This window comes from Sphingomonas sp. Ant20, from assembly GCF_000783375.1.
Lineage (GTDB): Bacteria > Pseudomonadota > Alphaproteobacteria > Sphingomonadales > Sphingomonadaceae > Sphingomonas > Sphingomonas aerolata.
Genome location: NZ_JRVI01000023.1, coordinates 1 through 14,001, shown reverse-complemented (window position 1 = coordinate 14,001; position 14,001 = coordinate 1). Strand labels below are relative to the sequence as shown.

Sequence of the window (14,001 nt, the reverse complement as noted above, 5' to 3'; positions counted from 1 at the left end):
CGGGTGCGCTGGAAAGCGGAACTGGGCGAGCCGAACAGGCAGGACCACACGACCGGGCAGGACGCCAGGAGGCCGTGCTGGTAATCGGGGTAGAATTGAGGGGACGGTTAGTCAAGCAGAGACGGGGCGACCGCCCTCACCGTCATCCTGGGCTCGACCCAGGATCCAGAGCCACAAACGGTGTCTTCCGCCGCTCCGGATCCTGGATCAAGTCCAGGATGCCGTGGGGAATCAGAACGGCTTGACGATCACCAGCACGACGATGAGCGTCACCGCCAGCGCGGGAATCTCGTTGAGCATCCGCAACTGCTTCCCCGTCAACGTCGGCTTCCCCGCCGCGAGCTTCTTCGCATAGCCGACCGTCCAGCCATGATAGCCCGTCAGCAGGAACACCAGCAGCAGCTTGAGATGCAGCCACCCCAGCCCCGGCGCGCCATCCGCCAGTCCCAGATTCAGCGCAAGCGCGAGCCCCAGCACCCAGACGACGATCATCGCCGGCGTCAGGATGATCTTCCGGATCTTGCCCTCGCGCTCGATCCAACTCGCCGCCTCGGCTGCATTGCCCGCGGCCAGCGCCTCCTGATGATAGACGAGATAGCGCGGTAGCATGAACAGCCCCGCCATCCAGAAGATCACGAAGATCAGGTGCGCGGCCTTCACCCAGTCATAGGCCGCCCCGAGAAAACCGCTCATGTCGTGCTCCTGACGCGGGCGATCAGTTGCTCGACATGCGCGATCGGCGTGTCGGGCAGGATACCATGCCCCAGATTGAAGACGTGCGGACGATCACCGAACGCCCCGAGAATCCGGTCGATCGCCGCATCGAGGTCCGCACCGCCCGCGATCAGCGCGAGCGGATCGAGATTGCCCTGCACCGGCAGGTCGGCGGGCAGCGACGCGTGCGCCCAGACCGGATCGACCGTCTCGTCAAGCCCGATCGCATCGGCACCCGTCTCGCGCGCATAGGCGGGAAGCTTGCCCCCTGCCCCCTTCGGAAAGCCGATCACCGGCACGCCGGGGCAGCGCGCATGGAGTTCGTCGATGATCCGCGCGGTTGGCGCGATCACCCAGCGTTCGAACTGCGCGGGCGATAGCGATCCCGACCAGCTGTCGAACAGCTGAACCGCATCCACCCCCGCCTCGATCTGGCGGACGAGATACTCGACGGTGTTGTCGGCGATCGCATCGATGATCGCGCCGAAGGCTGCCGGATCGCGATAGGCGAAACGCCGCGTCTCGCCCTGATCCTTGCTGCCCTTGCCTGCCACCATATAGGTCGCAACCGTCCAGGGAGACCCCGCAAAGCCCAGGAACGTCGTCTCGGGCGGCAAGGCCTCGGCGACCCGTGCGACGGTCTCGTAGACCGGCTCCAGCCGCTCCGGCACCGACTGCAGGCGATCGAGCGCATGATCGACCAGCGCGGGTTCGAGCCGCGGCCCCTCGCCCACCCCGAAGCTCAGATCCTGCCCCAGCGCCCAGGGAATCATCAGGATGTCCGAGAACAGGATCGAGCCGTCGAAGCCGAACCGGCGGATCGGCTGCAGCGTCACCTCGGCGGCGGCCTCGGGATCGGTCGCGAGCGCGAGGAACCCGCCCTTTTCCGCTCTGAGCGCGCGATATTCGGGAAGATAGCGCCCGGCCTGGCGCATCAGCCACAGCGGCGGGGTCGCCTGACGGTCGCCGTGCAACGTCGCCAGAAGCGGCTTGAAGGTCGGCACATTGGGGGTCGGATCGGTCAGCGGAGCACCCTTCTTCTACTATAAGAAGATTCAAGAAAGAGGTTGTTGCAGTGGTTGGGCGGTTGATCACGGGACTTATGCGGTGATCCCGGAAATGCCAACAGCTTGACCTCTGCACACCCGTACAAACGCGCTGATTCGATTCAACCGTTCCCGCAACCCACACCCTGTGGATAACTTTTCGGCCTGTGCGCGGCCCTGTGGATAAAAGGTGACTTATCCACAGGAACCGGCCCGCTTGGCGGGAGGCATGAGTTACGCTAGCCCTTATTCGCATGTTATCCACAGATTCATCCCGATGCCCCCCCGCGGCAGGGCTACGCGACCTATGATACGGCTCCATCTTCACCTGCTGTCGGACTCGACGGGCGAGACGCTGGAGAACATCGCCAAGGCGGCGCTCGCGCAATATGACGATGTCGAGACCGTCCGCCATTTCTGGCCGATGGTCCGTACCGAGGCGCATCTCGAGCGCATCCTTCAGGAGGTCGCACAGAATCCCGGGCTCGTGATCTTCACCCTGGTGAACCCCGCGACGCGGCGGATCCTCGAACAACGCTGCCTCGCACTCGGGCTGCCCGCGGTCGCGCCGCTCGATCCGGTCAACGATGCACTGTCGGGACTGCTGGGTCAGCAGGCCAAGGCGCGGCCGGGTCGTCAACACGTCCTCGACGCCGCCTATTTCGCGCGTGTCGACGCGATCCAGTGGACGATCGCACATGACGACGGGATCGCGTGGGAAGAATGGGAGGAGGCCGATATCGTCCTCGCCGGCGTCTCGCGCTCGTCGAAGACGCCGACCTCGATCTATCTTGCCAACCGCGGCTACAAGACCGCGAACATCCCGATCGTCGTCGAAAGCCCGCCGCCGAAGATCCTCTACGCCTTGCGAAAGCCGCTGATCGTCGGGCTGACGACCAGCGCCGACCGGCTGATCCAGGTGCGCCGCAACCGGCTGCTGTCGCTGCATCAGGCACCGGACACCTCCTATGTCGAGGAAGAGGCCGTGATGCGCGAACTCGCCTTTGCGCGGCGGATGTTCGCGGACAATGGCTGGCCGGTGATCGACGTGACACGGCGGTCGATCGAGGAAACCGCGGCGGCGATCATCGCGCTGTGCAACCAGCGCCGGCCCGAGGCATGAGCTTCCTGATTCTCGCGTCGCAGAGTGCGTCGCGTCGCGCGATGCTCACCGCGGCGGGCGTCGCGTTCGATGCGACCTTTGCGGGTGTCGACGAGGATGCGGCGAAGGCGGCCCTGGTCACGCTCTCGCCGCGCGATCTGGCCGACGCGCTTGCCGAGCTCAAGGCAACGAAGGTCTCGACGCGGATGCCGGGGCATTTCGTCCTTGGCAGCGACTCGCTCGTCGCGCTGGAGGATGGCACGATCCTCGACAAACCGGTCGATCGCGATGACGCGGCCGCGCATCTGCGACGGATGTCGGGCACGCATCATGACCTGTGGAGCGCGGCGGTCATCGCGGAGAATGGCCGACCGGTGTGGCGCCATGTCGAACGCGCGCGGATGCATGTCCGGCCGCTGTCCGACGCGTTTATCGAAACCTATCTCGATGCCGAGTGGCCTGCGATCGCGGGGTGTGTCGGCTGTTACCGGATCGAGGGTCCGGGCGCGCAGCTCTTCACGAAGATCGACGGCAGCCAGTTCACCGTTCTCGGCATGCCGCTGCTTAACGTGCTCGATTTTCTCCGGACCCGCGGTGCACTCCCCGCCTAGCGCGTGGGCCGCTGACGGGCATCGGCGTTCGTCTGGCAATCCCGGCGGTATCGATTACACGCGATCGATGCGCGGTGGGCGGCGTCGAACGCCGGCCAGCCAGCCCGGGATCTTATGGAGCTCTGAATGACCCCTCGCCCCTATGCCGAAGTGATCGGCGATCCGATCGCTCAATCGAAATCGCCGTTGATCCACGGCTTCTGGCTCGACGCGCTCGGGATCGACGCCGAGTACCGGCACCAGCACGTCACCGCGGAAGAGCTTCCGGCCTATTTCGCCGAGCGGAAGAGCGATCCCGCATGGCGGGGCTGCAATATCACGATGCCGCACAAGCTGGCGGCGCTCGACCACGTGTGCGACCCCGGCGACGTCCGGGGGTCGATCGGCGCGGTCAATACCGTCTTCCGCAACTCCGCCGGCGACTGCATCGGTACAAATACCGATGCCGCGGGGTTCTGGGCGCCGATCGATGATCTCGATATCGCCGGCCAGCCCGTCACGGTGATCGGTGCAGGCGGCGCGGCGCGGGCGATCCTCTTCGCCCTGTCGCGCATGGGCGTCGGTCCGGTGACGATCCTCAACCGCAATCCTTTGAAGGCGGCGGCGTTGCTGTCGACATTCGGGCTCAAGGGACAGGCGCTGCCGATCGGTCCGGCGGTCCCGCCGTCGCGGCTGCTGGTCAATGCGAGCATCCTCGGCATGGCCGGCCAGCCGCCCCTCGACCTCGATCTCGGCGCGCTCGATCCCGACTCGCTCGTGTATGACATCGTCTACGCGCCGCTCGAGACCGGACTGCTCAAGGCCGCCCGCGCGCGCGATCTCGAAACCGTCGACGGGCTCGAGATGCTGATAGGTCAGGCGGCGGTCGCGTTTGAGATTTTGTTCCACGTGGAACCCCCGCGGGACCGCGACGAGGCCTTGCGCGCGCTGCTCACCGCATGATCATCGGGCTTACCGGGTCGATCGGCATGGGCAAATCCGCCGTCGCCGCGATGTTCGCGGAGGAAGGCGTCCCCGTCTTCGACGCCGATGCGACGGTCCACCAGCTGCAGAGTGTCGGCGGCCGACTCGTCGCACCGATCGGCGCCGCGTTTCCCGGCACCGTCCAGGACGGCGCGGTCGACCGTACACGCCTGGGGGCGGCGGTGTTCGGCGACGACGATGCGATCCGCCGTCTCGAGGCGATCGTGCATCCCGCGGTCGGTGAGGAGCGTCAGGCGTTTCTCGATTCTCATGCCGGCGCACTCGTCGTGTTCGACGTGCCGCTGTTGTTCGAAACCGGTGGTGACGCGCGAGTCGACTGTATCGTCGTCGTGACCGCCGCCGCCGAGGTCCAGCGGGCCCGCGTGCTCGCCCGCCCCGGCATGACCGTCGAGCGTTTCGCCGCGATCCTCGCCCGCCAGACACCCGATTCCGAGAAACGCGCGCGTGCCGATCATGTCATTCGCACCGACACGAGCTTCGACGAAACCCGCGCGCAGGTTCGTGCGGTGATCGCTTGCGTGACGGGACGTGAGCGCCGATAACAGCCGGATGCGTGAGATCGTCTTCGATACCGAAACCACCGGCCTCAGCTTTTCCGGTGGCGATCGCATGGTCGAGATCGGCTGTGTCGAGATGGTCAACCGGGTCGAGACCGGGCGCACTTTCCACGCCTATTACCATCCCGAACGGGACATGCCGGTCGAGGCGTTCAACGTCCACGGGCTGAGCCAGGCGTTTCTCGCCGACAAGCCGCGGTTCGGCGACGGCGTGGCGGACCTGCTCGATTTCGTCGGCGATGCGCCGATGATCGCCCATAATGCGAGCTTCGATTTCTCGTTTCTCAACGGCGAACTCGTCAAATGCGGACGGCCGATCATTCACCTGAACCGGATGATCGATACGCTGCAGATCGCCCGCAGCCGTCATCCGGGCGCGAAGCATTCGCTTGATGCGCTGTGTTCGCGGTTCGGGATCGATCGGAGTCACCGCGTTCTCCACGGCGCGCTGCTCGACGCGCAGCTTCTGGCGCAGGTCTATGTCGAGCTGTTGGGTGGTCGCCAGATCGGTCTCGGCCTGCTCAGCGAGCGAACCGTCACCGCCGCGACTCCGGTCGTCGCACCGGCGCCTCGTGTCGTTCGGCAACCGCGTGTTTTCACGGTCAGCGAGGGAGACCTTGCGGCCCATGCCGCGTTTATGAAGGGGATCAAGGATCCGATTTGGGGGGCCGTGGCGTCCGGATGACGCCGGGCGGACGGAGCCAATAGGACCGTCCGATGAGAAGGAGACGATAATGGATATCCGGATTTCTGGTCATCAGGTCGCCACTGGCGATGCGCTCAACAGCCATGTGGAAGACCGACTCCAGGGTATCGCCGACAAGTATTTCTCGCGCGCCATTTCCGCCGAGGTCACGTTCGGCAAGGGGCCGCATGATGCCGGCTTCAAATGCGATATCGTCGCGCATGTCATGAAGGGGCTGGTGCTCAAGGGCCATGCCGATGCCTATGCGCCCGTGCCGCGTTCGACAGCGCCGCGGCCAAGATCGAAACCCAGCTTCGCCGCTATATGCGCCGCCTGAAGGATCGCCATGCCGGTGAAGCCGTGGCGATCGCGGAAAGCAACGGCTATGACAATGCAAGCTATACGCTGTTTCAGGAGCAGGTCACCGAGGACGATGCCCCCGATGCGCCCCTGATCATTGCCGAGACGCGCGTCGACATCCCCGAGGCCAGCGTATCCGACGCGGTGATGATGCTGGATCTTCGCAATACAGCCGCACTATTGTTCATGAATGCGGGTACTGGCGCGCATAACATGGTTTATCGCCGCGGTGACGGCACGATCGGCTGGGTCGAACCGCAACGCTCCGCATCCGCCGCACCATAATAGAGCGCGCGAGCCGCAACAGCTGTTGTGACGCTGCGCTTTACGCCCCCGTGCAAACCGTTAAGGCGGGGCGTGCGGGGGCGCTTTGAGACATGAACAGCATGAATGACTTCAGTGATATGCTGCGTCCGGACGCGGTCCTGACCGGCATGGTCGCGGCAAACAAAAAGGCCGTGCTTCACCATGTCGCCACGCTTGCTGCCGAAATTGTCGAAGGCGACGCAAAAACTATCGCGGACCGTCTGATTGCCCGCGAAAAGCTGGGTTCGACGGGATTTGGCGGTGGTGTCGCGATTCCCCATGCCAAACTCGACGGACTGACGCAGGTTACGGCTGTGTTCGCGCGACTGGCGCAACCGATCGATTTTCAGGCCGTCGACGATCTGCCCGTCGATCTCGTCTTCATGCTGTTGTCGCCGACCGATGCCGGCGCGGTTCATCTGAAGGCACTGGCGCGGATATCGCGCCGGCTGCGCGACAAGCTGTTCCTGGACAAGCTGCGCGGTGCGGGTTCGACCGATGCGCTCTATGCGCTGTTCACCGCCGATGCGGTCCGCGATGCCGCCTGAACTGGCCTCCGCCGGCGCCGAGGCACATTTTCGTGCGCTGGAATCGCTCTACGCCTGTGCGCCGATCAACCGCTTCTTCGAATCGACGCTCGAGATACCGGAGGCCGGCGTTGCGCGGATCCGGTTCACGATCGACGAACGTCATTATCACGCCGGCGGTGCCGCGCACGGGACGAGCTATTTCAAGATGCTCGACGATGCCGCCTTCTATGCCGCCAACAGTCTCGTCACCGATCGCTTTCTCCTGACGACCGCGTTCAACCTGCTGCTGACCCGCCCGTTAAAGGCGGGGCCGGTCATCGCCGAAGGCCGCTGGATCAGCGGGAAGCGCCGCGTGTTCGTCGCCGATGCCCGGCTGATCGACGCCGAGGGGGAGGAGGCGGCGCGAGGTACGGGTACATTCATGCGCTCGCGGATCGCCCTGGCCGGGCTTCCCGGATACCGCGTCTCGCCGCGCCCGCTGCCGTGATCGTCCTGCGATGAGCGGCCGTCTTCCCAGCGGCGTCCTCGTCAGTGCGCTGCTGCGACGGGTCAACGACGCGGGCGGTTTTGGCGCGGTGCTCGCCAAAGGGGACGCGCAAAGCGGCGCAATCCTAGTGGTCGCCATCGATCGGGGCGCCCTGCCCCGCCTGCTCGAGCGCGGGATCGGCGCGGACGGGCGAACGGCGCTGATCGACTCGACTCCGTCCGAAGACCTCGACGGCTATTGGCGTCGACGGCGGTCGCGCGACCCGGATCTCTGGGTGATCGAGGTGGATGTCGCAGCGGCGGAACGGTTCGCCGCTGAAACGATCCTGGCCGATTGACTCCAAAGTCCCCCCGATAGAGGGGATATTCAACATTGATTGGCGTTGTGCTGGGACGGGTGCGATCCGGATCAGTTACGCAGTCGGGGGGATGCCTGGACGATCGGCTCGTACGATTGGTTCCGTGGTCCAACCGCATCTGAATAAGTTTGAATGACGATTTTGCAGCGGGCCGCAACGATTGCGGTCATGACCTTCTCTCTCGCCGGCCTGTTCGGCAACAGCGCGCCCAGCCAGGCGACCGGCGTCGATCGCTCGACCGCCAGCCTTACCGCACTCGCAAATATAAACGCCCTCTCCTCTCAGAATGTTCCGCAGACCGTTCCCGCCGTGACGCCCGTCACCGCCGTCGAGCCCGCTGCACCGACCGCCGTCCAGACGTCGGCCGAGATCGAAGACGAAGAATTCGAAACGCTCGCCCAGGCCGTTGCCGCGCAGGATAGCGCCGCCGCCGACGAAGCGCTCCAGTGCCTTGCCGGCGCCATCTATTTTGAATCCAAGGGCGAGCCCCTCACCGGCCAGCTCGCCGTCGCCGAAGTCATCATCAACCGCGCCAAGTCGGGTCGTTTCCCCCGCCGACGTCTGCGACGTCGTCAAGCAGCGCGGCCAGTTCAGCTTTGTTCGCGGCGGCCAGATCCCCGCGATCAACAAGGGCACGTCGTACCGCACCGCCATCGCCGTCGCGAAGGTCGCACTGGCCGATGCGTGGAACAGCCCGGCCGAGAAGGCGCTGTATTTCAACACCGCCGATCGCCGCCCAGCAGGCCGCGTTATCAAGGTCGCTTCGATCGGCAACCACGTCTTCTATCGCTGATCGACAGCCGATCCGGACAAGGTCCGGTTCATGATCAGCATCCCACCTGCATCGCCAACGCTATAAACAGTCCGTGAACGCGCTTGCGTCGTTCGCGGATTGTTCTATTTCTGGCGCATGCTCGACAACCCCCCGGACTCCTGCATCGACGAACCCGGATCGCCCCTATGTGCCGCCGACGTGGCACGCGGCGTGATCCGGATGTTGTTGCGCCACGACCTGACCGCGATGGCGGAGGTTCCCCTCGACGGGGGGCGTCGCGCCGATCTGATGGCGATCGATGCCCGCGGGCAGATCGTCGTCGTCGAGATCAAGGTGTCGCGCGCGGATCTGGTCGGGGATGGCAAATGGCCCGAATATCTCGGGCATTGCGATCGCTATTTCTGGGCGGTGCGGCCGGGTTCGACATGCGGCCGCTGCAGGGGGCGGCGTTTCTGCCCGAACGTACCGGGATCATCGTCGCTGACCGCTATGACGCCGCGATCGTCCGCGAGGCGCATACGACCCCCCTGCCCGCGCATGTCCGCAAGCGCTGCACGCTGGCCTTCGCCAGACGCGCCGCACGCCGCCTGATCGCACAGGTCGATCCCGACGCCGCCGGTCTCGCCTTCTGATCCGGCTGGCGGCTGACCCTCCCGATTGGCGGCAGGATCAGCCGCCCGGCGACGTGATCGTCAGAATTTCGGCCCCGCGACCGCCTTGCGGGTCTTCTTTGGCGCATCGGCCAGCAGCTTGGTCACCACGACGTTGCGACCATCCTGCTTGGCATAATCGCGCGCCGACATGCCGGCGATGATATCCGCCTGATCCGGATCGGCGTTTTCGGTGAGCAGCACGCGGATCATGGCAATGTCGCGGCGCTGAACGGCGCGGATCAACGGCGTTTCCCCTGCCGAATTGGCAAGATTCGGATTGGCGCCGGCGGCGGCCAGGATCGGGATCATGTCGGTCTGGCCGAGCGTCACCGCGAGCAGCAGCGGCGTGTTGCCCTTGCCGTCGCGCAGATTGGCGTCGGCGCCCTTTTGCAGCAGGAACCGAAGATAGGTCTCATCGGCGCGTTTGATGACGATGTGCAGCGCGCCCTCGCCTGTCGAGACGTCGCGCGCATTGACGATGCTGCTGCCCGGACGTCCGAGCATTTCGAGGACCTCGTTGTTCTTCGACTCGCGCACCGCGTTCAGGAATTTATAGCCTTCCGACTGGTTCTGCGCGTGTGCGACACGCGGGGCGATCACGGTGGCAACGGGAAGCGCTATCACGGCTCCCATCAACAGGCGCCCATGGTCTTGGCGCCCGTCGTCAGGGCGGGGCACTGGCGGATATACGACATCGATAGATCCTCGGGACGCGGGTGATGTGCGACGCTTGCGCCGCACGGGCTAACAGATCAAGGCTGGCTGTATCATGACCAATCGACGCCCCGCCCTTCTCGCCGCCCTCGCGCTTGCGGCGTGCAGCCCCTCTGCGCCCGATACGAGCGCGGCGCCCGCGACGCCGCCGCTTGCCGGCGCGCGGATCGGCGGGCCGTTCACGCTCGTCGATCAGGACGGGCAACAGGTCAGCGACCGCCGGTTCGCGGGCAAATACCGGATCATGTATTTCGGCTACACCTTCTGTCCCGACGTCTGTCCGACCGACATGCAGACGATCGGCGGCGCGATGAAATTGCTCGAGGCCAGCGACCCGGCGCTCGCGGCGCGGATCGTGCCGATCTTCGTGACCGTCGATCCGACGCGTGACACCCCTGCGGTCGTCAAGCAGTTCGTCACCGCCTTTCATCCGCGCATCGTCGGGCTCACCGGCAGTCCCGCTGCGATCGAGACGGTGAAAAAGGAATTCGCGATCTTCTCGGCCAAGGGGGATGCCGCGTCCGGTGGCGGTTACCTCGTAAACCACTCGCGTCAGGCCTATCTGATGGATCCGGACGGCAAGCCTCTCGCGCTGCTGCCACAGGATAAGGGACCACAGGCCTTGGCCGACGACATCAAGCGCTGGGCCCGATGAGCGCCAGATTCTGGGAAGACACGCCGATCGAGAAGCTCGACCGCGGCCAGTGGGAAGCCCTGTGCGACGGTTGCGGCAAATGCTGCATCCACAAGCTCGAGGACGAGGATACCGGCGAGCTCGTCGCGACCAATGTGTCGTGCCGGCTGCTCGACCGGCGCAGCGGCCAGTGTTCGGACTATCGGCACCGCCACGCCTATGTCGCCGAATGCGTGCGGCTGACGACGTCGAATGTCCGCGATATCGACTGGCTGCCCTCGACCTGCGCCTACCGCCTACGAGCGGCGGGCGAGCAGCTTCCCGAGTGGCATTATCTCGTCTGCGGCGATCGCGAGGCGGTCCACCGCGCCAAACAGTCGGTCCGCGGCTGGACGATCAGCGAGGACGAGGCCGGCGAACTCGAATATCACGTGATCGACCGCGAACTCTGACCCGGTGATCGACGGCCTCGAGATCATCCGGCATCCGCGCGCGCGCCGGGCACGGTTGTCGATCGATCCCGCCAGCGGCCGCGCCCGGCTCGTCCTGCCCAAGCGGGCGGCCTTGAAGCAGGCACTGGCCTGGGCGGAGGAGAAGGCGGACTGGATCGCCGAGCAGCGCGCGCGTCTACCGCAGCCGCAGCCTTTCGTTCCCGGCGCGGTCGTGATGGTCGCCGATGAGCCGGTGACGATCTACTGGACCCCCGGCAGCCGGCGCACAGTGGTCCGTGAGGGGGCGATCCTGTCGCTGTCCGGTCCCGTCGAGACGATTCCCCGCCGTGTGGAGGCATGGCTCAAGCATACCGCGCTGGGCCTGCTGGACCAGGAAACCGCCGAATATGCCGCCAAGGCGGGGGTGAGCGTCACGCAGGTCGCGATCGGTGATGCCAGGGGCCGCTGGGGCAGCTGCGCGTCGAGCGGGGTGATCCGCTACAGCTGGCGGCTGATCCTCGCCCCCGGCTTCGTACGGCGGGCAACGGTGGCGCACGAGGTCGCCCACCGCGTCCACATGAACCACGCGCCCGCCTTCCACGCGCTCGTCGCCGATCTCTATGGTGAGGACCCCACCCCTGCGCGCGTCTGGCTACGCACGCATGGCGCGGCGCTTCACTGGGTCGGTCGATCGTCCTGAAAGCGGTCGCGCGAACTCTCGCGTGACCAGTCCCGCTGGGGCGCGCGCGGCTGCGGCGCGGCGGGATCGCGCCGTGGTGCGTCCCGGCCCGTTACCCTGTCGATCCAGTCCTGGTTCAACTGCTGCTGCGGCACCGGCGGGGCCTGGTCGGACGGGTCCGCATCGGGGCGCGGTATCGGCTCACCCGCCGGGGCATCGCTCGGCATATCCGGAACACCGCCAGGCTCGATCGGATTGCCATTCTCGTCGACCATCATCTGGCCGTTGTCCGGCTGGCCGAAATAGCTCTCCTCATCGGGTTCGAGCTGCCATTCGGGCAGGGTCACCTGCGTCTCGAACTGCTCGATCGGGCGATTGGCCGTGGCGGGCTTCATGAACGCCGCCCAGGCGCGCGCCGGTGCCGTACCGCCGTGCAGTCCGGAGATCGGCTTGGCATCGTCGCGACCCATCCACACGCCGGTGGTGATGCCGCTCGAGAAGCCGAGGAACCAGCCATCCTTCGACGAACTGGTCGTTCCCGTCTTGCCCGCCACCGGGCGGCCGATCTGCGCGGCGCGCCCGGTACCGGTGTTGACCGCGGTCTGCAACAGGTCGGTCATCTCGGCGGCGACATAGGGGGCGACGAGGACGTGGCTGCGATCGACCTCATGCGTGTAGATCGTCTGGCCGTTCGCGGTCACGCGAGTGATGCCATAGGGGGTCACCGCGACGCCCTTGCTCGCGACGCTGGCAAAGGCGCGCGTTATGTCGATCACGCGGACCTCCGACGTGCCCAGCACCATCGAGGGATGCGTGTTGACCGTCGTCGTGATCCCGAACCGCCGCGCCATGTCCGCGACCGTCGTGAAACCGACCTCCTGCCCCAGCTTGGCCGCGACGGTGTTCAGCGAATAGGCAAAGGCCGTACGCAGGCTGACGGCGCCGGAATTGCGCCGCGAATCGTTGCGCGGGCTCCATCCATCGATCGTCACGGGTTCGTCGACGATCGAATCCTCGGGCTTGTGCCCGGCCTCGAGCGCGGCGAGATACACGAACAGCTTGAACGCCGAACCCGGCTGGCGGACCGCCTGCGTCGCGCGGTTGTAGATCGACGACACATAGTCCTTGCCGCCGACCATCGCCTTGACCGCGCCATCGCGGTCGAGCGATACCAGTGCACCTTGCGCACCCGGGGGGGCATTCGCCCGGATCGCGGCATCGGCATCGCGCTGCATCGACAGGTCGAGCGTCGTCCACACCTCGAGCGGCGCCTCGGTCTCGTCGATCAGCGTGTCGAGCTGCGGCAAGGCCCAGTCGGTGAAGTAGCGGACGCTGTTCTGCTTCGGCTCGGGTGCCAGTTTGAGCCCCTGCACATCCGCATCGGCCGCCTCGCTCGCGCTGATGACGCCGGTTTCCGCCATCGTCTTCAGCACGACGCCCGCGCGGCCCATCGCCGCCTCGGCATCGGCGGTCGGCGAATAGTTGGACGGTGCCTTGACGAGCCCTGCGATCACCGCCGCTTCGGCCAGCGACAGGCGGTCCGCCCCGTGCCCGAAGAACTTGCGCGACGCGGCGTCGATCCCGTAGCGCCGCCGCCATAATAGACCTTGTTGAGGTAGAGTTCGAGAATCTGGTCCTTGCTGAACTTGCGCTCGAGCGCGAACGCCAGGATCCATTCGCGGAACTTGCGCCCGAACTTCTTCTGGTTGTTGAGGAAGACGTTGCGTGCGAGCTGCTGCGTGATCGTCGACCCGCCCTGCGTCCAGCGCCCGCGATCGAACCGGACCTTGACCGAGCGTGCGATCCCGACCGGATCGACGCCGAGATGTGAGCGAAAGCGCCGATCCTCGACCGCGACCGTCGCGTCGCGCATCACCGCGGGGATCTGGCCATAGGAAAGCCATTCGCCGAAACTCGGCCCCATCGACACGATCACGCTGCCATCGGCGGCATGCACCCGGATCATCTGGCCATTGGGCGAGGATTTGAGGCTTTCGAAGCTCGGCAGCTGCGCGCGGGCGATGTAGATCGCGATCACCAGTGCGCCGAACGCGAGGATGGCAATACCGGCGAGAACCTTCAGGAGGAGGACAAACCGGCGGCGCATGAGGAGCGAGGCCGAGAGGGGCGGGAAGCGGGACGCGCGCGAGCATGAAGGGTCGACGAAATACGCCTTAACCGCGGCGCCGACAAGCGGTTCGCGTGTGCGCCCGCGGCACGCGCACTCCGCCCGGCGTTTCGTCGACAGTATTCATCGCCGCGCGACGGCGCGTCACGCGCCGATCCGCGTCGCCTGCGCGAGCATTCGGATCAGTACGGGATGCGCAAAGGGGATCAGGTGGGCGGCACCGCGGCTTTCGGCCACCCGCGCACCG

At 65.9% G+C, this 14,001-nt stretch carries 15 protein-coding genes and 3 pseudogenes; 14 read left to right on the top strand and 4 right to left on the bottom strand.

The window, feature by feature from the left end:
- Window positions 1–231: 231 nt before the first annotated feature.
- Entirely contained in the window at window positions 232–693 is a 462-nt protein-coding gene (locus tag NI18_RS05150; RefSeq protein WP_031440904.1) for a CopD family protein, read from the bottom strand.
- Entirely contained in the window at window positions 690–1,718 is a 1,029-nt protein-coding gene (gene hemE / locus NI18_RS05145) for a uroporphyrinogen decarboxylase (protein WP_051916478.1), read from the bottom strand. Before hemE ends, NI18_RS05150 begins: the two co-directional genes overlap by 4 nt.
- A 349-nt stretch (window positions 1,719–2,067) precedes the next feature.
- Between hemE and NI18_RS05140 the strand changes: the two genes are divergently transcribed.
- The 11 genes and pseudogenes from NI18_RS05140 (at window position 2,068) to NI18_RS05090 (ending at window position 9,147) form a co-directional block, all read left to right on the top strand.
- A complete protein-coding gene (locus tag NI18_RS05140; protein ID WP_031440906.1) occupies window positions 2,068–2,883 on the top strand; it encodes a pyruvate, water dikinase regulatory protein in 816 nt (271 codons plus the stop codon).
- Window positions 2,880–3,473: a nucleoside triphosphate pyrophosphatase gene (locus tag NI18_RS05135; RefSeq protein WP_031440907.1), complete on the top strand. Its 594-nt coding sequence runs from the start codon at window positions 2,880–2,882 to the stop codon at window positions 3,471–3,473. The genes NI18_RS05140 and NI18_RS05135 overlap by 4 nt, the downstream gene beginning before the upstream one ends.
- 126 nt (window positions 3,474–3,599) lie before the next feature.
- Complete coding sequence (locus NI18_RS05130) at window positions 3,600–4,415, top strand: shikimate dehydrogenase (protein WP_031440908.1); 816 nt, start codon at window positions 3,600–3,602, stop codon at window positions 4,413–4,415.
- Window positions 4,412–4,999: a dephospho-CoA kinase gene (gene coaE, locus NI18_RS05125; RefSeq protein WP_031440909.1), complete on the top strand. Its 588-nt coding sequence runs from the start codon at window positions 4,412–4,414 to the stop codon at window positions 4,997–4,999. The genes NI18_RS05130 and coaE overlap by 4 nt, the downstream gene beginning before the upstream one ends.
- A 7-nt stretch (window positions 5,000–5,006) precedes the next feature.
- Window positions 5,007–5,699: a DNA polymerase III subunit epsilon gene (gene dnaQ / locus NI18_RS05120; protein ID WP_031395100.1), complete on the top strand. Its 693-nt coding sequence runs from the start codon at window positions 5,007–5,009 to the stop codon at window positions 5,697–5,699.
- A gap of 49 nt (window positions 5,700–5,748) precedes the next feature.
- Window positions 5,749–6,344: pseudogene (raiA, locus tag NI18_RS05115) on the top strand (ribosome-associated translation inhibitor RaiA).
- A 101-nt stretch (window positions 6,345–6,445) separates the two neighbouring features.
- Complete coding sequence (locus tag NI18_RS05110; protein ID WP_031395098.1) at window positions 6,446–6,913, top strand: PTS sugar transporter subunit IIA; 468 nt, start codon at window positions 6,446–6,448, stop codon at window positions 6,911–6,913.
- On the top strand, window positions 6,903–7,382 hold the full coding sequence (locus NI18_RS05105; RefSeq protein ID WP_031395097.1) for a PaaI family thioesterase: 480 nt from the start codon (window positions 6,903–6,905) through the stop codon (window positions 7,380–7,382). Before NI18_RS05110 ends, NI18_RS05105 begins: the two co-directional genes overlap by 11 nt.
- Before the next feature lie 10 nt (window positions 7,383–7,392).
- Window positions 7,393–7,719 (top strand): DUF1491 family protein, encoded by a 327-nt coding sequence (locus tag NI18_RS05100; protein ID WP_031440911.1) that lies wholly within the window; start codon window positions 7,393–7,395, stop codon window positions 7,717–7,719.
- A gap of 427 nt (window positions 7,720–8,146) precedes the next feature.
- Window positions 8,147–8,533, top strand: a complete 387-nt coding sequence (locus NI18_RS26515; RefSeq protein WP_347574802.1) for a cell wall hydrolase — start codon at window positions 8,147–8,149, stop codon at window positions 8,531–8,533.
- A 117-nt stretch (window positions 8,534–8,650) separates the two neighbouring features.
- Window positions 8,651–9,147: pseudogene (locus NI18_RS05090) on the top strand (MmcB family DNA repair protein).
- A gap of 60 nt (window positions 9,148–9,207) precedes the next feature.
- Here the strand turns inward: NI18_RS05090 and NI18_RS05085 are convergent.
- A complete protein-coding gene (locus tag NI18_RS05085; protein WP_037528573.1) occupies window positions 9,208–9,801 on the bottom strand; it encodes an ankyrin repeat domain-containing protein in 594 nt (197 codons plus the stop codon).
- 136 nt (window positions 9,802–9,937) lie between these two features.
- Here NI18_RS05085 and NI18_RS05080 point away from each other — a divergent pair, with 136 nt between their 5' ends.
- Genes NI18_RS05080 through NI18_RS05070 form a run of 3 tightly spaced genes read left to right on the top strand, consistent with a single transcriptional unit; the run spans window position 9,938 to window position 11,647 of the window.
- Window positions 9,938–10,537 carry an SCO family protein gene (locus NI18_RS05080; RefSeq protein WP_037528571.1) on the top strand — a complete coding sequence of 200 codons (600 nt, stop codon included), beginning with the start codon at window positions 9,938–9,940 and terminating at the stop codon, window positions 10,535–10,537.
- Window positions 10,534–10,968, top strand: coding sequence for a YcgN family cysteine cluster protein (locus tag NI18_RS05075; RefSeq protein ID WP_031395091.1), 435 nt, complete (start codon window positions 10,534–10,536; stop codon window positions 10,966–10,968). The genes NI18_RS05080 and NI18_RS05075 overlap by 4 nt, the downstream gene beginning before the upstream one ends.
- A 4-nt stretch (window positions 10,969–10,972) precedes the next feature.
- Window positions 10,973–11,647, top strand: a complete 675-nt coding sequence (locus tag NI18_RS05070; protein ID WP_037528568.1) for a SprT family zinc-dependent metalloprotease — start codon at window positions 10,973–10,975, stop codon at window positions 11,645–11,647.
- Here NI18_RS05070 and NI18_RS05065 read toward each other — a convergent pair.
- Window positions 11,623–13,733, bottom strand: a pseudogene (locus NI18_RS05065) (PBP1A family penicillin-binding protein). The gene NI18_RS05070 and the pseudogene NI18_RS05065 overlap by 25 nt on opposite strands.
- Window positions 13,734–14,001: the final 268 nt, after the last annotated feature.